This window comes from Mycoplasma sp. 480, assembly GCF_051353065.1.
Lineage (GTDB): Bacteria > Bacillota_I > Bacilli_A > Mycoplasmatales > Metamycoplasmataceae > Mesomycoplasma_A.
Genome location: NZ_CP195722.1, coordinates 330,747 through 350,138 on the forward strand (window position 1 = coordinate 330,747; position 19,392 = coordinate 350,138).

The 19,392-nt window shown below is 21.7% G+C and carries 16 protein-coding genes, 1 tRNA gene and 1 other RNA gene; 12 read left to right on the forward strand and 6 right to left on the reverse strand.

Annotated features, from left to right (window positions below):
* Window position 1: 1 nt before the first annotated feature.
* The 6 genes from ligA to tsaD all read left to right on the forward strand — a co-directional run bounded on the left by ligA (window position 2) and on the right by tsaD (window position 7,036).
* Window positions 2-2,119 carry an NAD-dependent DNA ligase LigA gene (ligA, locus tag ACR34G_RS01550; RefSeq protein WP_436359043.1) on the forward strand — a complete coding sequence of 706 codons (2,118 nt, stop codon included), beginning with the start codon at window positions 2-4 and terminating at the stop codon, window positions 2,117-2,119.
* Between the two features lie 56 nt (window positions 2,120-2,175).
* Window positions 2,176-2,266, forward strand: a tRNA-Ser gene (locus ACR34G_RS01555).
* Between the two features lie 39 nt (window positions 2,267-2,305).
* Window positions 2,306-3,442 carry a hypothetical protein gene (locus tag ACR34G_RS01560; protein WP_436359045.1) on the forward strand — a complete coding sequence of 379 codons (1,137 nt, stop codon included), beginning with the start codon at window positions 2,306-2,308 and terminating at the stop codon, window positions 3,440-3,442.
* Between the two features lie 80 nt (window positions 3,443-3,522).
* Complete coding sequence (locus tag ACR34G_RS01565; RefSeq protein WP_436359047.1) at window positions 3,523-4,896, forward strand: DUF2130 domain-containing protein; 1,374 nt, start codon at window positions 3,523-3,525, stop codon at window positions 4,894-4,896.
* Window positions 4,889-6,082 (forward strand): replication-associated recombination protein A, encoded by a 1,194-nt coding sequence (locus ACR34G_RS01570; RefSeq protein ID WP_436359049.1) that lies wholly within the window; start codon window positions 4,889-4,891, stop codon window positions 6,080-6,082. The genes ACR34G_RS01565 and ACR34G_RS01570 overlap by 8 nt, the downstream gene beginning before the upstream one ends.
* 6 nt (window positions 6,083-6,088) lie before the next feature.
* A complete protein-coding gene (gene tsaD / locus ACR34G_RS01575) occupies window positions 6,089-7,036 on the forward strand; it encodes a tRNA (adenosine(37)-N6)-threonylcarbamoyltransferase complex transferase subunit TsaD (RefSeq protein ID WP_436359051.1) in 948 nt (315 codons plus the stop codon).
* An 8-nt stretch (window positions 7,037-7,044) separates the two neighbouring features.
* Here the strand turns inward: tsaD and ACR34G_RS01580 are convergent, their stop codons facing one another.
* The 5 genes from ACR34G_RS01580 to ACR34G_RS01600 form a co-directional block, all read right to left on the reverse strand.
* Complete coding sequence (locus ACR34G_RS01580; protein WP_436359053.1) at window positions 7,045-7,887, reverse strand: deoxyribonuclease IV; 843 nt, start codon at window positions 7,885-7,887, stop codon at window positions 7,045-7,047.
* A gap of 25 nt (window positions 7,888-7,912) precedes the next feature.
* Complete coding sequence (locus tag ACR34G_RS01585) at window positions 7,913-8,689, reverse strand: Nif3-like dinuclear metal center hexameric protein (protein ID WP_436359054.1); 777 nt, start codon at window positions 8,687-8,689, stop codon at window positions 7,913-7,915.
* Window positions 8,682-10,013, reverse strand: coding sequence for an RNA polymerase sigma factor (locus ACR34G_RS01590; protein WP_436359056.1), 1,332 nt, complete (start codon window positions 10,011-10,013; stop codon window positions 8,682-8,684). Before ACR34G_RS01590 ends, ACR34G_RS01585 begins: the two co-directional genes overlap by 8 nt.
* A gap of 77 nt (window positions 10,014-10,090) precedes the next feature.
* Entirely contained in the window at window positions 10,091-11,818 is a 1,728-nt protein-coding gene (gene dnaG / locus ACR34G_RS01595; RefSeq protein ID WP_436359057.1) for a DNA primase, read from the reverse strand.
* Between the two features lie 13 nt (window positions 11,819-11,831).
* Window positions 11,832-13,196, reverse strand: a complete 1,365-nt coding sequence (locus ACR34G_RS01600) for a glycine--tRNA ligase (RefSeq protein WP_436359059.1) — start codon at window positions 13,194-13,196, stop codon at window positions 11,832-11,834.
* 57 nt (window positions 13,197-13,253) lie between these two features.
* Here ACR34G_RS01600 and ACR34G_RS01605 point away from each other — a divergent pair, with 57 nt between their 5' ends.
* Entirely contained in the window at window positions 13,254-13,907 is a 654-nt protein-coding gene (locus ACR34G_RS01605) for a uracil-DNA glycosylase (protein WP_436359061.1), read from the forward strand.
* Between the two features lie 9 nt (window positions 13,908-13,916).
* Window positions 13,917-14,672: a hypothetical protein gene (locus ACR34G_RS01610; protein ID WP_436359063.1), complete on the forward strand. Its 756-nt coding sequence runs from the start codon at window positions 13,917-13,919 to the stop codon at window positions 14,670-14,672.
* A 16-nt stretch (window positions 14,673-14,688) separates the two neighbouring features.
* Here the strand turns inward: ACR34G_RS01610 and rnpB are convergent.
* Window positions 14,689-14,970, reverse strand: an RNA gene (rnpB, locus tag ACR34G_RS01615) — RNase P RNA component class B.
* 81 nt (window positions 14,971-15,051) lie between these two features.
* Here rnpB and ACR34G_RS01620 point away from each other — a divergent pair.
* From ACR34G_RS01620 to ACR34G_RS01635, 4 genes are read left to right on the forward strand one after another with little or no spacing between them, the layout of a single operon-like run.
* Window positions 15,052-15,552: an MAG0490 family ComEA-like DNA-binding protein gene (locus ACR34G_RS01620; protein ID WP_436359064.1), complete on the forward strand. Its 501-nt coding sequence runs from the start codon at window positions 15,052-15,054 to the stop codon at window positions 15,550-15,552.
* Window positions 15,477-16,832 carry an MAG0480 family ComEC-like protein gene (locus ACR34G_RS01625; RefSeq protein ID WP_436359066.1) on the forward strand — a complete coding sequence of 452 codons (1,356 nt, stop codon included), beginning with the start codon at window positions 15,477-15,479 and terminating at the stop codon, window positions 16,830-16,832. The genes ACR34G_RS01620 and ACR34G_RS01625 overlap by 76 nt, the downstream gene beginning before the upstream one ends.
* A gap of 2 nt (window positions 16,833-16,834) precedes the next feature.
* Complete coding sequence (gene holA / locus ACR34G_RS01630; protein WP_436359067.1) at window positions 16,835-17,764, forward strand: DNA polymerase III subunit delta; 930 nt, start codon at window positions 16,835-16,837, stop codon at window positions 17,762-17,764.
* A 34-nt stretch (window positions 17,765-17,798) separates the two neighbouring features.
* Entirely contained in the window at window positions 17,799-19,337 is a 1,539-nt protein-coding gene (locus ACR34G_RS01635; RefSeq protein WP_436359068.1) for an alpha-amylase family glycosyl hydrolase, read from the forward strand.
* Window positions 19,338-19,392 lie beyond the last annotated feature (55 nt).

The window sequence follows — 19,392 nt, forward strand, 5'->3', positions numbered from 1 at the left end:
TATGAGAAAAAAAACAAAAGATAAAATAAAAGGAAAAACCGATTTAGAAATTAAAAAAATTATTGAAGATTTAAGACAAGAAATTTCATATCATGATAAATTGTATTTTGAAGAAAATACACAAGAAATTAGCGACTTAGAATATGAAGACAAAATGAAAGAGTTAAAAGAATTAGAAAATGTATATTTTTCTTTATTTTCTTGAGAAGAAAATTTAAATTCACCAACTCAAAAAATTCATTCTATAAGTTCTACTCAATTTGAAAAAGTTAAACATTCTTTTGCGATGTTATCTTTAAATAAAGCTTATTCATATGAAGAAATTCAAAAATTTTTGAATGATTCTCAAGAAGTTATAAAGGAAATTAAAGATTTTTATATTGAACCTAAAATTGATGGACTTTCTGTTGCTCTTCATTATAAAGATGGTAAATTAATAAAAGCATTAACTCGTGGTAATGGTATTGAAGGTGAAAATATCATTAATAATATATTAAAAACAAAAGATGAATTTTTTCCGAAAATAATAAAATATGATAAACCCATTGAAATTAGAGGAGAAATATATATTGATAAAGATGATTTTATTGATTTAAATTCACAAATTAAAGCAAAAATTGATGAATATAACCAACAAAAAATCGATGAAGAATCCTCGAACTCTAAAATTAAATCTTTAGAAAGAAAAAATTTGTTTTTAAATCCAAGAAATGCAGCTGCAGGAATAGTAAGAAAATTGAAAAACGTTTCCACTGATGAAATGCACAAAATTAAAGCATTTTTTTATCAAGTTGTAGAACCTATTAACCATAATATTAATTCTGTTTCGCAAACTATCAACTTTTTAAAAACAAATCATTTTCCTGTAAATACAATAGGAAAAACTGTACATAATTTACTTGAAATACAGGAAATTATAGAATATGTGGATAAAAATAGAGATGATTTGAAATATGAAATAGACGGAATGGTAATTAAGGTAAATGATGTTATTTTCTCCGAAGAATTGGGTTATACTTCTAAATTTCCTAAAGGAGCTATTGCATATAAATTTTATGATGAAATCGTAAAAACTAAATTACTTTCAGTTGATTACCAAACAGGAAGAACAGGAAAAATTGCTTATGTTGCCAATTTAGAACCAGTTTTTTTAAATGGAACTAAAGTTGAAAAAGCTTATTTACATAATTTTCAAAACATTTTAAATCTTAAAATTAGAATTGGAGAAGATGTTTATATTAAAAAATCTGGAGAAATTATTCCACAAGTAATTTCATCTGTAAAAAAATTCGAAAATACCAATATTGATATTTTAACTCACTGTCCAAGTTGTAATTTTCCTTTACATAATACAGAAAAAGAACAATTTTGTGAAAATGAAAATTGTTCAGACAAAATTGTTAGAAAAATTATCCACTTCTTTTCCAAAAATGCTTTCGATGTTTCAACACTTTCTAAAAAAACTATTAAACAATTTTATGACTTTGGCGTAATAAAAAATGTTATTGATGTATTTGAGTTAGAAAAAAATATTGCTTTAATTAGTGCTAATAATAAAAAATGAACTAAGAATTTTAAGATGCGTTCCACAACTGTATTATTAAAAGCCATAAATGATTCTAAAACCATAGAATTTAGTAAATTTATTTATGCACTTGGAATTAAAAATATAGGTGTTGAAGCATCTATTGAAATTAGTAAAAGGATCAATAATATTGATGAACTTTTAAATTATGATTATGAAAAATTTTTAGAAGTAAATAAATTTGGTGAAACCATTGTTAAAGAATTAAAAAATTATTTTAGTATTCAAGCAAATAAAGAATTTTTATTAAAATTAAAAGAGCAAAATTTGAATTTTATAAAGGAAAACAACAAGATTGAAAGCAAAAATTTAGAAAATATTTCTTTTGTTGTTACAGGAACTTTATCCATAACAAGAAATGAATTTAAAAAATTAGTAGTATCTAATTCTGGGGTACTTTCTAATACAATTACTTCTAAAACAAACTATTTAGTTGTTGGAGATTTACCAGGTGAATCTAAATTAAAATTAGCAGAAAAACACAAAACTCCAATAATTAATGAAAAGGAATTTTATAAACTTATTGAAAAATAAAAAAAATGCTTATTAATTTAAGCAAATTATTATATAATTATATAGTAAAAACTTGGGGGGCAATACTCAAGAGGCTGAAGAGGACGCATTGCTAACGCGTTAGGGGCTTAACCGCCCGCGCAGGTTCAAATCCTGTTTGCCCCGCCATTTTTTTATTACTTTTATTACATTTATAGGTATTTTAAAATGGGTTTTATTTGATTAACAATAACAGTTTTTTATATAATTGCTTTTTTATACGTTATTTTAAGTGAAAAAGAAAAAAATAAAATTTTTAAAGTAAAAAAATTTATTGAATTTTCAGATTTATCAGAAATAATAAAAATGAAAATAAAAAATAAATTTTTGAATCCTACCATTTATATAGAAATAGCAGTTCTAATATTAACTACTATTTTTTCATTTGTTAATGTTTTTCATTTAATATCTAACAATTTAATTGAGCAATTTCAAAATATTTTACAAGAAAAAAAACCAGATATTTTTATAAAAAATTGATTTTGAAATATTAAATTTTTTGAATTTATATCTTCATTAATAATTAACACTTTATTTAAATCAACTTTAATTTTTATCTATTATATAATTTGAAAAAAAATAAATGAATGATTATTTGATAGGAAAAAACATATTGAATATAAAAAAAATAGACAAAAATTTAATAGTTTCTTTTACCATAAAGATATTGTTGTTTATATTGTAAAAAAAATAATAATAATTTTATTTTATGTATTGATTTTATTTTTATTTTCTTTATTTATTTTAATTTTTTCTTCTGGTTTAGAGTGATTACTTATACTATTTTTAATGCTTTTAATTTTTATTCCTACTATAATAGGAATAATTATAATTTTTTATTCTAAATTTAATAGACACAAACATACTAAACATGAATATTTTAATTTTTTACAGGAAAATAAATCATTTTTAGAAGAAGAATATCAATTTATTTTTGTATATAAATATGTTGAATCTATTAATGATTTTTTGATTTTTAAAAATGAAAATAAAAACCAGTGAAAAAAATTCAAGCTCCAATATAAAAAAAGAAAAATTGATAAGAAAGACTTTTGAAAATTAAAATGAAGTCTAAAAATTTTTAATGAATTTAATAAAAATGTAAATAGAATTATTGCAAAAAAAGAAATAATAAATGAATGAAAATATATTTTACCAAGTGAATTGCAATTATGTCCAGAACATGGAAATACTATCATTTTTCATTCTAAATATAATTTATATTATTGTTCTTATGGAGAATATTTTTCTTTAATTTATTTAGAAAATATGGGGAAATGTAAATATTTTATTTTAAAAGAGTAAATGTGAAAATAAAATTCGAAATTTTACTGTTTAAATGTAAAAATTAATATAATATTATTTATATATAGAAAGGCAAAAAAATGGGAAATAAAATAAAAGTTAGAATTATAGAACATGAGCCAAGAATCAAATTTGAAATCTTGGAAGATGCAAAAAAAGGAGATTTTTTCTTTATAGATGAATATAAGGATGAAGGTGTAGAAAATTATTTAAATGAAGTGCGTTTAAAAATAGACGATGATTTATTTAATACAGCTAAAAACCAAGCACTTTTAGAGTATAAAACTAGTGAAGAATTCATTAATTTAAAAAATGATTTAAACGAAAAAAATAATATAATCAAAAATCACAAACAAGAATTAGAAAACGCTTCTTTAAGAGCTATAGAAGATTTTAGAAATAATGAAGAATTTACAGAAAAAATAAAGAAAATCGATAATTTAGTTGCTGAAAAAGAGAATTTAATCAAAGAAAAAACACAATTACAACATGAATTAGTTAATGCTGAAATTAAGACTATAAATGAATATAAAAAATCTCTTGAATATCTTGAATTAATTGATTCATTGCAAAACATAAGAAAAGAAAATGCAACTTTAGTAGAAAGAATGAAAAATATTAAACTTAATATGCAAAGTGAATCACAAGTAGAAATGACTAAAAAAGAAATTCAACATTCTAATGAAATACAAAAATGAATTAAGGAAAACACTGAACTAAAAACTACTATAAATGATTTACAAAGGAAAAAAAATGTAAATATAAAACTTATCGGTGAAGATTTAGAAAATTGAATAATTTCTCAAGCTTCTGAAAATCTTTCGTTTGATAACAACTGTTCTTTTTATAAAGATAATGAAGTTAAAGATCATACTAAAGCAGATTTTTTATATGATATTTATAGTAGAAATAATAATAAAAAATTATTAGGAAAAATAATAATAGAAGCAAAAAGTCAAGGTGAAACAGGTAATAAAAAGAATTCTGATTATTATGATAAATTAAAAAGAGACCAAACTAAAAAACAAGCTGATTTCGCTATTCTGGTTAGCGAATTAGAACCAGAAAAGGATTTTTTAATTTCTAAGGTATTTGATTATGAAAATATGTATGTTATAAGACCTGCATATTTAATTCCCTTTTTATCATTACTTAAACATTTTATAATGGAAAGAGAAAAAATAGCAGATGCTGAAATAACTTTCCAAGAAAAAAAGGATATTTTAGAACAATTTGATAAAATGAAAAATGAAATTTTAGATAATTCTCTTAAACACATAAGAACACAAACTGAAAAAATCTTAAAAAACGCAGAAACAATAGAAAAAAACGCAAAAGAAATAAAAGAATCTATTAGTTTAGTGGTTGATATTCACCTAAACACAGTAAAAAATAAAATAGAAAATTTTGCTATTCAAAAAATAACAAAAAAAATAGATAAAATTTATGAATAAAAAATTAGATTTGAAAAAATTTAAACCAGAAACACTGGATGAAATTATAGGTCAAGAGCATATTAAATTTCTTTTAAATAGAGTAATTGAATTAAAAAACAGAACATCTTTTATTTTTTATGGAGAAAGCGGAATTGGAAAAACATCAGTTGCAAATGTTTTAGCTTTAAAGCTTAATTTAAAATACACTACATTTAATGCAACTATAGAAAATAAAGATTCGCTTTTAGAGAAAATTAAAAATAATGACATTTTGATTATTGATGAAATTCATCGTTTAAATAAAGATAAACAAGATTTACTTTTAAGTTATTTGGAAAAAGACCAAATTATAATTTATGCAACAACAACAGAAAACCCATATTTTAAAATCAATCCAGCAATTAGAAGCAGAATGCAAATTTTAAAATTCAACAAGCCTTCTTTGGAAGAAATAATAAATTTTTTTCATTCAAAAAGCTTCATTTTAGCAAAAGAAATTATAGAAAAAATAATATTTTTATCAAATTTTGATATAAGAACTATTTTTAGAAATTTAGATTTTGTTTTAACTTTAAGTAAAAATGAACCTTTAAGTGAAGAAATTGTTGAAAAATTATTACCAAATGTTAATTTTTATAGTGACAAAAACGCTGATTCACATTATAATAATTTAAGTGCTTTTCATAAATCATTAAGAGGAAGCGATCCTAATGCAGCTTTATATTATGGTATGTTAATTATAAAAAGCGGAGATTTTGATGGTTTATATAGAAGAATGCTTTGTGTTGCATATGAAGATATAGGTCTTGCTCATCCTAATATTTCTTTGAAAGTTATGGCAGCAATTAATTCAGCAGAAAGACTCGGAATGCCTGAAGCTAGATTACCACTTTCTACTATCATTATTGAATTGGCATTAAGTCCAAAAAGCAATTCAACTTATCAAGCGATGCAAAAAGTTTCTGAATTAATTGATACTGGCAAAATATATGAAATTCCAGATCATTTAAAAGATTCTCATTATAAAAGTGCTAAAAAATTTAATCACGGGGTAAATTATTTATATCCACATGATTTTTTAAATAATTATGTTGATCAACAATATTTACCTTCAGAAATAAAAAACAATAAATTTTTTGAATTTGGTAATAATAAAAATGAACAAAAATTAAAAGAATATTTGAATAAAATAAAGGAAAAATAAAGAAAAATGACAATATTAGGTATAGAAACTTCACACGATGACACATCTGTAGCTATTTTAAAAAACGGTAAAATACTTTCTAATATTACATTTAGTCAAATCAAAATTCATGCTAAATATGGAGGTACAATTCCGGAAATCGCTTCAAGAGAACATGTTAATAATATAGCTATTATTTTAGAAGAAATAAAAAAGATAATAGACTTAAATAAAATAGATTATATAGCATTTACAAAAGAACCTGGTTTAATTGGTTCTTTGCAAATAGGGAAATTATTTGCAGAAGCAATTTCATTAATTTTAAATAAACCTTTATTTCCGATAAATCATTTAAATGGTCATTTTTTTTCAGGTGCAATAGATAATGAAATAATTTATCCAGCTATTTCACTTTTAGTCTCTGGGGGACATACTCAAATTTTATATGCTAAAAATCCTAAGCAAATAGAAATAATTGGCGAAACTTTAGATGATGCAGTTGGTGAGGCATATGATAAAATAGCTAGAAAATTAAATTTATCCTTTCCTGGCGGACCAATTATTGATAAAATATATTTTGATAATATAGGCAAACAAAGTCAATTTGTTAATAATATAAAAATTTCAAAACCAAAAACGGAAGGAAAATACGATTTTTCTTTAAGTGGTATAAAAACACAAGTTATAAATATTATAAATAACTTTGAAAATAGAAGATTAAGTGTTCCTGTTGAAGAAATAGCTTATTCTTTTCAAAAAACTATTGTTGATTATTTAATAGAAAAGACAAAAATGGCAATTGAAGAATTTCAACCTAATTCTATAGTTCTTGCAGGTGGAGTTTCTGCTAATAAACATTTAAGAAATGAATTTGTTAAACTACATTCAAATTCTATAATTCCTAAATTGGAATATTGCACTGATAATGCTGCTATGATCTGTAAGGCAGCAGAAATTTTGATAAAAGAAAACTAGGGTAAAACCTAGTTATTTTTATTTTCTTTATCTAGCAGAAAAGCAATTTCTTTATCATAAATTGGTCCTTCTTCTTTTCAAGGAGTCTCTAATATAATAGGTATATTATCAAATAAAGGATCGTGTACAATTTTTTTAAGAATTTCTTTAGGAATAAAACCTTCTCCAATGTTTGCGTGTCTATCTTTGTGCGAATTTAAAGGATTTTTCGAATCATTGAGATGAATAACTTTTAAATGTTTTAAAATATTTTTTTGTTTTAATTCATTTATAAATTCGTCATAATTTTCCAAATTATAACCTGCATCTCAAATATGACAGGTATCAATGCAAATTCCTGTTCTGGGATTATTCACTTCATTCAAAACAAAAAGTAATTCTTCAAAGTTAATTCCTACTTCAGAACCTTTTCCAGACATAGTTTCAAGTATAATTTCTACATTTTTTGTATTATTTAAAATAAAAGTTAGGGATTTAATTAACTGTTTAAGTGATTCTTCTCTAGAAAATGTAGTATGGGAACCAGGGTGTAAAACTAAATATTTAGCACCTATATAATTCATTCTTTCTATTTCTTCTATTAAAAATTTATTAGCAAAATCAGCTTTTTCAGGATTTGCTGGATTAGTTATATATGGTGCATGTACCACTATGTCTTCTGGTTTTATTATTTCTTTATAGACTTTTAAATATTCAAATAGTTTGTAGTTAGAAACATTTGTTCTTAAAGTTGTTTGTGGTGCTCCTAAATAAATCATTGTGCAATTTGCACCATTTTTTATAGATTCTTCAATTGCTCCATATAAGTAATTGGGTTTTTTGAATGAAACGTGTGATCCTAATTTAATCATATTTTTCCTTTTAATTTTTAAATTATTATATATTTATTATAAATTCATTTTCCAAATATTTTTCTACTTTTAAATTGGTTAAAGATTTTTTTATTATTTTATACATAAAATCAATATTTGCTTTTTCAATTGAGTGCGGAACTACCAATAAATCAATTTTTAGATTATTGATTGTTAACAATTCATTTCATTTTAAGTCTGAAGTGATGTAAAGAGCTTTATTTTTAATTACTTTATAAGTTTCTAATATATTTTCAATACCAGCAGCTCCTGGCAAAATTACAATTTTTTTAATTTTTTTATTTTTTTGCAAATTTGTTTGCAAATTATTTAAATTTAGCATATTTTTAATTTTGTTTATCAATTCAAAAAAAGAGATTTCGCTTTTTAAATTAACAATAGAATTAAATTTATTTACAGGAGTTAAATCACCTTCTAAATTGATTTTTTCAAGTATAGATTTAACACCGCTATTTGGTAAAAAATCCAAATTGGTATGAATTGAAAAAACATTAATTTTATATTTCTTTATTAATTTATGCATTGATTTTTTGTAAGGTTCTTTTTCAAAAGTGTTTTTTAAATATCCTTTATAAAAAAGAAAAGTGTGATAAGTTAAAATAAAATTAAAATTGTTTTTTATCGCATAATCTAATGCTTTTTTAGTTAAATCTAAACAAATGAGAACTTTAGAAATTTGATTATCAAAAAAGTATGAAAACCCTACCTTATCTCAATCTTCTTTAGAATTTTGAGGGAAAATTGAATCAAGAAATAAAGAAAATTCTTTTGAATTATTCACCTTGGTAATAATCTTTTAATTTTCTTTTTTTCTGAGTTATTTTTAATTTTCTTAAAATTTTTGATTCAATTTGTCTTATTCTTTCTTTTGAAACACCTTTTTCATTAGCTAATTCTTCTAAACTATGTATTCTATATCTTTCTCCGTGTTCGTTTTCACCAACACCAAATCTTTTCATTATTAAGATTCTTTCATCTTCATCTAGATTTTTATGAAGCATTTCTTTTAAAATTTGTTCCAATTCTTTTCCTGAAGCAAAATCAACAGGAGAAATTACAGTTTCATCTTTTATGAAGTCAGAAAAGAATGAATCATCTTCCTTACCAATTGGTTTATCTAATGAAATTGGATCAATATTAATTTTTCTAATATATTGAACTTTTTCAGCTGTAAAATCATCTTCCATTTTTTCAGCAATCTCTTCATCTGTTGGTATTCTTCCTAAATTTTGATGTAATTCTCTTTCAATTTTAGTCAATTTATTAATTGTTTCTACCATATGAACAGGAACTCTTATGATTCTTGCTTGATCAGCAACTGCCCTTGTTATTGCTTGTCTAATTCATCAAGTTGCATAGGTTGAGAATTTATATCCTTTTTCAAATTCATATTTTTGAACGGCTTTTAAAATCCCTGAATTACCTTCAGAAATTAAATCTATAAAGGATAAACCCCTATTTTTGTATTTTTTGGCATTATTTATAACCAGTCTTAAATTTCTATTAATTAATGTGTGACGAGCTTTTCTACCTTTTCTACCACCTTCTTTAATTTGCTTAGCAAGAGCAATTTCTTCATCTTGGCTTAATAATTTTCCATATTTACCAATTCAACGCATATATCATTTTATAATATCATTAGTTTCGGTTAGTTTATTTCTGTATTGAGAATCGTTTAAGTTAAAATCTTCTTCAAAAATTTCATCATCTTCCATAGATAAAACATCATCAGAATCATAATCTTTTAATTCTAAATCATCAATTTCATCGATATCATCAAAATCAACATCTTCATCAGATATCTTTTTATTTTTAGTTCTTTTTTTAGATTTAGATATTTCTTTTTCTATCTCTTTTTCATTTATTTCGTCAAAATCACCTTTATCACTTTCGTCATTTAAGATTTTTTCAGAAATTAAAACTGGAAGCAAGTCCATTGCTTCATCTTCATCTATAGAAAGTTTTTTTGCATATAAAAATTTAAAAACTTCATCTTGAGTAAGAAAAGTTTTATCTTTTTTCTTCTTTTTTTGTCTTGCTAACTCTTTTTGTAATGCATTTATAATTGTTGTGTATGAATTTGATAAGTTTTTATCTTTAGCCATTTGTCACCTTAAGTTTTTTAGATTTTAATTAAATTTATCAATTAAAAAGTATAAAAAATTATACCATAAAAATGATTTTATTTATTCAATAATGAAATAAATGATAAAATTTTTTCATCAATTTTTTCTTTTTCATCTATATCGGAACAATTTTCTTTTTCTTTTTCTAATTCTTTTATTATATTCTGTATCTTGAATACTTTTATTTTTTCATTGATTTTTTTGTAATTGTTAATTAAAACATTTAAATCATTAAGATCTTTTGCATAAGTTTCTATAAATAATTGACTTTCATTTAGAGCTTGTGTTTTTTCTTGAACTGTTTTATATTTAAGAATTTTATTAATATTTTTTTTATCAGAAACAAGAAGATTGAATTTTTCAGAATTTTGCATAAAATTTTTTTCAATCTCTTCTATAAGACAAATGGAAGTTATTATTTGTTTTCTTATTTTTTCTACATTACTCTCTAAATTTAATACTTTTTTTTGTTTATTTGGGTTTTGATTATAATTTGAAAAACTTTTGTATTTTATTTCATTGTTTTGGAGATTAAAAATTTTAGGATTTATGTTTAATTCTCTTTCAATTTTTTCTAAAATAAAGGATTTTTCTTTATAATCAGCTAAAACTAAAAAATCTTTAAAGTCTTTTATAAAATTATCAACTGATATAAAATCATTTTTATCTACATTAATAATCATTTCTTTATATAAAAAAGAAAGGGGTGATATTCTATTATTAAGCATTTCCTTGAGTTTTTCTTGTCCAAAAATGTTTAAATATTCATCTGGATCATAGTTTGTATCATTTTTAATGATTTCTACTTTTATATTATTTTTTAATAAAATTTTTAGAGATTTTTTAGTAGCTTCTACACCAGCTTTATCGCCGTCTAAAAGTAGAATTACATGTTTGTTTAGCAACAATTTAATATGTTCTTCAGTTAAAGCAGTACCCATTAATGCAACGGCATTTTTTATGTTTGCTTTATAAAGAGCGATAACATCCATGAATCCTTCACAAATTATTAATTCATTTTTTGTTCCTAAAAAATCAATCGCATTTTTATAATTAAAGAGTATTTTTGATTTTGAAAAAATTTTATTTTGAGCTGAATTTAAATATTTAACTTGATTACTTTTATCAGAAATAACTCTTCCTGAAAATCCTACAATGTTTCCAAATTGATTTTTTATAGGAAACATAATTCTGTTTTTAAAAAAAGAGTTTTCGTTTTCAGTTATAAGTGATGCATTAATTAATATGTCTTTTTGGTTATTTTTTAAAGATAAAAGTTCAATAATTTTATTATCATTTGGAGCGAAACCTAATTCAAAAACCTTTATTATTTCGTCATTTATAAAGCGATTTTGAATAAAACTGGAAATTTCAAAATTACTTTTTTGTTGATTTAATAAGAACAATTTAAATAACATATTGGCATCTTCATTTGCTTTAATTAATTTTTGTTCAAACTCATTATATAGGGGTTTATTTTCAAAAGAAGACATTTCATCCAAATTCAAATTTAAGTTAAAATTTTCGTTTAAGTATTTTAGTGCGTTGGTAAAAGAAAAATTATTAAATTTTATTACAAAATCTAGAACATTTCCTGATTCTTGACAACTAAAACATTTAAAAATTTTTTTAGAAGGAGAAATAGTTAATGATGGTTTGCTATCTTGGTGAAATGGACATATGGCCAAATAGTTATTTCCTCTTTTTTCTAAAGGTAAAAAACTGGAAATAACTGAAATTATATCCAATTCAGTTATTATTTTATTTACTAATTCTTTATTCATTTACCTTCCTAATTTATTTAATATATTTTTTAATATCTGCAATGAAAATTCTCTCTTGCTGCATTGTATCTCTGTTTCTAATAGTTACTTTATTATCGTTTAAAGAATCATAGTCAAAAGTTATACAATAAAAAGTTCCTATTGAATCTTGACGACGATATCTTTTACCAATAGTTCCACTTTCATCGAATGAAGCACTTATATTATCTTCTATTAATGAATTAAAAATTTCCATTGCTTCTTTTGATAATTTTTTAACAAGAGGAAGAACTGCTACTTTATATGGGGCGATATCTTTATTTAATTTTAAAACTATTCTTGTATCATTATTTTCTATATTTTCTTCTTCATAGGCATCTACAATTAAAGCTAAAAGTAATCTATCCATCCCAATAGAAGGTTCGATAATATGCGGAATGTATTTTTTATTAGTTACTGGATCTAAATATTCTAATTTTTCTCCTGAAAAATTACTGTGTGATGTTAAATCAAAATCACCTCTATGTGCAACTCCGAGTAATTCACCTCAACCAAAAGGGAATAAAAATTCTACATCACTTGTTGCTTGAGAATAATGAGCTAACTCTTCTTTAGAGTGTTCCCTAAATTTAATAGATTCTTTCTTAATTCCTATATTTAAAAGGAAAGCTCACACTTTTTCTAAATAATTTTTGTATATTGCTAGTGAATCTTCTGGAGAACTAAAAATTTCAAGTTCCATTTGCTCAAATTCCCTAGTTCTAAAAATAAAATTTCCTGGAGTTACTTCATTTCTAAAGGATTTACCAATTTGTCCTACTCCAAAAGGAATTTTCGCTCTCATTGTTCTTTGTATATTTTTAAAATTAACAAAAATTCCTTGTGCTGTTTCAGGTCTTAAATAAATTTTATCTTTTTTATCTACTACAACTCCTTGATGAGTTTCAAACATAAGGTGAAATTGTTTAATTTCTCCTCAATCTGTTTCACTATTATCATAGTTTTTAACGTTATTTCTTAAGTGTTTTGTAATTTCTTCATTTGATAATTTATTGACATTTATTTCTGGAAAAAGTTCTTCCATAATGTGATCAGCTCTATATCTTTTGTTATTTTTTTTATTTTCTATTAATGGATCGGAAAAATTTGAAACATGACCTGATGCTTCTCAAACTTTTGGATTCATTAAAATTTTAGAATCTAATCCATAATTTTCTGGTATTTTAGTTATAAATTCTCTTCATCAAAAGTCCTTAATATTTTTAGAAAGTAGAACACCTAAAGGACCATAATCTCAAGTATTTGCTAAACCTCCATAAATTTCAGAACCTTGAAAAACAAAACCTGAATTTTTTAAATGATTTATTATATTTTGAATATTCTTTTCTTTATTACTCATAGTTATTAAATTATAATAAAAAAAGTGTTATTTTTATTTTTTATTTATAATTTTAATATGTTGAATCAAGAAGAAGTTTTTAATTTTTTAAAAAAAGAAAAAAGTAAAAAATATTTTTTGAATATTTGTGAAAAAATTGAAAAAGAATATGAAAAAGCAACTATTTTTCCTGATTATAAAGATATTTTCAAAGCTTTTGAAATTACAAATTTTAATGACTTAAAAGTTATAATTTTAGGACAAGATCCTTATCATACAGAAGGTTTTGCGGATGGTTTGGCTTTTTCAAGCAAATCTAAAAGAATTCCCTCATCGTTAAATAATTTATATAAAGAAATAAAAAATAGTTATCCTGATTTTCAAAGTGAAAATGGAAATTTAGAAAGATGATCTAAACAAGGTGTTTTATTACTAAATACTATTTTAACAGTAGAAAAAGGAAAACCTCTTTCTCATAAACATATTGGTTGAGAAACTTTTACTTTTAATTTTTTAAACTTTATTTCAAATAAACAAAAAAATCTAATTTTTTTATTTATGGGTAAAAAGGCTGAAGAAGTTATCCCATTAATTAATTTAGAAGATCAAATAATTTTAATAACATCCCATCCTTCGCCATTTAGTTACTCAAAAAGTTTAAAAAATTCACAAATTTTCAAAAAAATTAATGATATGTTAATAAATCTTCATAAAAATTCAATAAAATGATAAAATTTAATTATGGTAGTAAAACATAAAGTTGAAGTTAGATTATCAAAAACTGAGCATGAAATGGAAGATTGAATTGAAAATAACACTGAGTTATTTTGTAAATTAACTCAAATGGAATTTGCTGAACAATTTTTCATGAATACAGCATGTACGATAAGTCATTATGTAAAGAAAATCGGTTATGAAAATTATAAAGAATTTAGAAAAACAGTAACTGAAAACTATATAAAACAAAAGGAAAAAGATAAAAATCCTTTTGGAGATGCTTTATTTAAGACTGTAATTGGGTATGATTTAGATTTTTTAATTGAAGGATTAATGACTAATTATAAAAATTTACAAAAAATATTTTTAGTTTTAGAAAAATATTCAAGATTTCACCTTTTTAAATTAGGAGAAGATAACTATAATGTAAATGAATTTATAAAATTTTATTCTGAAATTAAAAGAAAAGAAATTATATTGAATTCTAATACAAATGTAATAATTGAAAATAATGTTATAAATGATGATATTTATATCATTTTTGATAATTTTTATGATGATTTTGCACTAAAGGGTTTTGTATCCAATTTACTTGAAAGAGATAAAAATATAATACTCTTTTCTTATAAAAAAGCATTTGTGAATAATGAAACATTAATTTTAGTAGATTTACAAGAAATATATGGAATAAGAAAAATAAGTCCTTATTTATTAAAAAATTCTTTTAATTTTATAAGCGACTTATTAGTGAATATTCAAAAAGAAAAACCAGTTAAATAAAAACTGGTTTTTTTGCATCTATAAGCCGCGTTCTGTACTTTATAAAAGTGTCAATTATTTATCTAGATTTAAAACCTCTTTATTTTTTTTCATTTCAAAAAATAAAGTTCCCCTACCTTAATTTGGGTTTCTAGCTCATGGAGTTTACCGCGTTTCACCTTAATTTAATAAGCTCGTCTCTGTGGCACTTGTCGTCTAAGCTTGGATTTATTAGATCCAACATGAACACTACTATCATCTCAGATAGTGCTAGCGCGGACTTTCCTCTACAATATATTTGCAGCAATTGACCAATGCTATATTATTTTAGCAAAATAAAAGCATTTTTCCTATTTTTTTCCTTTTTTTGACTTTTTTATCAAAAAAAGAAATATTTAATATGGTTAAGAAAAGAAAAAAATTTTTTATATCTTCCTTGTTGCTTTTTTCTTTAGTTTTTGTTGGCGGAGTTTCTTTCTTTATTTATAAGCAACAAAACAAGAAAAATTTCTTAAAAAAAGAAAAAGTTCTTTTAGAAATTTCAGGAGCTGTTTCATATCAAGGCGGATTATTTTTCGATAAAGGGGTTAAGTTAAGAGATGTTTTATTTAAATTTAATTTAAAACCTAATGCAGATATTAAAAAAATAAATCTTGAAGAAAAAATTATTGAAAATAAAAAAATTTTTATTCCTTTTATTGATTATAAAACAAAGAAAAAAATTAATAAAGTTACAGAAGAAGAGTTTAAAAAAGTTGGTATAAGAATGAATATAATAAAAAAAATAATACTTTTTTTAAAAGATAAAGATACAGAAAAACTAAAATGGGAAGATTTTTTAAAAATAAATGGATTAGGTGAAAAAACTCTAAAAATTCTGCAAGAAGAGTTTGAGATTTAATTTTATTAATTATATTTATTATTTTTCTTCAAATAAGTTTCACTTTTTTAAATTATTTATTTTTATTTTTTAATTTAATCATTTTTATATATTTTTTAAACATAAAATCAAAACTTTACATAACCTTTTTAATTTTATTTACCATTTACTTTTTTATTTTATTTTTTAGTCAAAATAGTGAAAAAAAGACTTTTGTAATTGAAAAAAATAATATTCAATTTTATAAACTATCGAAAAAAAGTTTCTTTTTTGATTTTGAATCTAGAAAAGTGCTTATTAATTATCCTGATATACAGGAAAATGCTTTATATAATGCAAAATTAGAAATAGAAAAAATTGAAAATAATAACGAAAAATTAAGTTGAAATTTATTCTTAAAATCTAAAAACATTTTATACAAAGTTCAAAAAGTGTTGTATTTAAATTTTCAAGAAAAACATTTTTCTTTTTTAGATAATATAAAACAATATATACTAAGTGGTAAAGAAAATTATGCAAAAATTGTTCCAATGCTTTTGATTGGAGAAAAAACAAATGAATCTAATGAAATAGTTAAAATTATTAAAGATTTATCTATTTATCATCTATTTGTTATTTCGGGATTTCATATTGGTTTAATAAATCTTTTCATTAAGAAAATTTTTAATTTTTTGAAAATTAAAGAAATCTGATTTTTTATTTTTTTCTTTTTCTTTTGTTTTGTCTATTTAATGATTTTAGATTTTTCAATTTCAAGTGTACGTGCTTTTGTTTTTATAATTTTTAATTATATAAATTTAAAATTATTGAAAAATAAATTTAATAGAATTGAAATTTTAATATTCATAGCTTTAATTTTTATAATTATAAATATTAATGTTATTTTTTCTGTCTCATTTATATTAACTTTTTTAATAACTTTAAATATTCTTTTTATTTTAGAGTTTAAAATAAAAAATAAATTTCTTAATATTTTATTAATTTCAATTAGCAGCAACATTATTGGTTTTTTAATTATAAACATCGTAGATTTAACACATTACAATATTTTATCTATATTAAATTCAGTAGTTTTCAGTCCTATTATTTCAATTCTTTATATTTTTTCCTTTATATTTATTTGAAATAAGGAGATATTGGACTTTATTTCGTTGGTATTTATTTATATAATTAAATGATTTTATCCTTATCAATATTATATAAATTTGAATTTTTCTTTTATAATATCATTAATTGTTATTTGTAATTATTTTTTAATTTTAAATATTATCAATTTTAAAAAAAATAAAGAAAAGGGGTAAAAATGTATTTTTTTTATGGTAATGAACAGTTTTTAATAAATAGAGAAATAAAAAAAATTATTTCCAAATTACCAAACCACAAAATCACAATTTGTTCTGGAATTTCTTTTGATCAATTGCTTGAAAAAATAGATTCTAAAGACATTTTTATTAATGAAGAAGTTTTAGTAATAAAAGATACTGATTTATTTTTAAATCCAGAAGTAAATAAATTAATAGATTTATTAAATTCCATAAAAATAAATAAAGAAAAAGTAATTATTTTTAGTTGTTTTTTTGAAAAAAAAGAGAGAAAAATAATAAATTCATCACTCTTTAAATTTTTATTGTCAAATTCTTTCCATAAAGAATTAAATAAAATAGATATTAAAGAAAAAAATGAATATATCAAAAAAATAATAAAAGCTAAAAAGGGAGAAATTTCAGAATTAGATTTAATATATTTAGCATCACTTTTACCAAATGACTTAATGTTTATTTCAAAAGAAATTGATAAATTGCTAATTTATAATACAGTAATTACTAAAACAAGTATTCAAAAATTGGTTTTTTTAACTGATCTAGACAATGATTTTGCATTAATAAATTCCTTATCAAATTTAAATATAGAGGAAATTTGAAAGGTTTATAAAGAAAAAACACTTGAAGGTTTTTCAATAAATAATTTAATTGGTCAAATATTTTCTTTTTTTAATGTTTTATTTCAAGTTATTCATTTTGACAATAAAAAAATTAGTGAAAAAGAACTTGCTGAGAAAATAAAAATTCATCCTTTTAGAATTAAAAAAGCAAAAGAATTTTTAAAAAATAATAGAAAAGATGAAAAGTATGTTTTTAACATAATTAAAAAATTATCTGAATTAGATTTTTTAATAAAATCAGGAAAAATGCAAGAAAAGGAAGGTTTTGAAACATTTTTAATTTATTTATAATTTTTAAACAAATTAAAATATAATTATTATTATAATGAGAAGCGAAATAAGAAAAAATTATTATGAAATATTAAATACAAAATTTTATGATTCAACATCTTCAGGTGTTGGGGATTATAAAGGGATATCTTCTAAAGTATCCTATTTTTCAGAATTAGGAATCGATGAAATAATCATTCCTTCTATTTTAGATAACTATGAAGAAATTAAAGATCCAAAATTTATTAAAATCCATTATGGAGATATTTTAGATTTTAAAGAAATGATAAGCATTTTTAAATCTAGAGATATAAAAGTAAATATGGTTTTTGATTTTAAAAAATCTGATAAATATTTTGAAAATTTTAGCAATTATAAAACAATTTATAGTAGCAAAAATAAAGAAGATTTACAGGAAATTAGTAAAACTTCTGAGTTTATAATGAAAAAAGATGTAACTAAAGTTATTGACTTAGAATGATTAAGAACTGAAAAAAAAGAAAAATTTAAAGAAATTATTAATTTTTATAATCAATTAGGAATTGATGGCATAGTTTTTAAAAATATTTTATATATAAATAAACCAGAAATTAATTATAATGAAAATTCTCATATTATAATTAACGACTTAATTGAAAATATAAAACTAATTAATAATAAAATTAAAATTTTTGCTTCTTTAGATTTTTCCTTTTATAAACATAATTTAGAGACGAATATATTATCAAATTTTAAATTTGATGAATTATTTTTAGATTATTATTCAGAATACTGACTTCACAAAAAATATCCAAATGATTATTTAACTAAGTATAATTGATTAAAAAACTTTCTTTTTTTTAGAAAAATATTGAAAACTAATATAAAAACTTCTTTTGTAATGAATAATGAATTTTATGGGAGAATAGCATCTAGACTTTGTGCTTGCAAAGACAAAGAAGAAATGCTTGCTTTTAAGAAAATGATTTTTTCTGTTTTTATTTTAAATAATCATAATAATTATTTTTTTCAAGGAGATGAAATCGGTCAGGAAAATATTATCTTCAAAAGCGAAGATGAACTAAATGAAAAAGATTTTAGTTATAGAAAAAGATTTTTAGAATACAAAGGAGTTACACCGGAATCTTATTTTAATGTTAGATCAAAGTTAAGTGCTAAAAATAATAATACATCTTTTGCTTGATTTGGAAATAAAGGGCTTGGATTTAATAAAAATGAAATAAATTATTTCAAAAAACCTGAAAATTATAAAAGCAATAATTTATATGATAATTTTACTAATGAAGAGTCTTTATGAAATTGAATTATTAAATTACTAAAATTTAAAAAATTATTTTTTAGCGATTTTGATAGTTCTAAAAATTTAAAAATTTCTTTAAATTTTCCAAGCATTTCAATTTTAAAATATAAAATTAATTTTATTAGAACTGAAATATTAATTCTTATTAATTTAACAAATAAAAACAAGTGATCAATCTTAAATTTAGAAAAATATAAATTAAAATATTCAAGTTCAAACTTGAAAGTAAATAATAAAAATAATATTAAGTTATCAAAATATCAAGTTTTAATTTTTGAAAGGGAAAAATATTAAAAATATAAAAATTTAAGCAAAATAGGCTTAAATTTAATATTTTTTATTATAATAG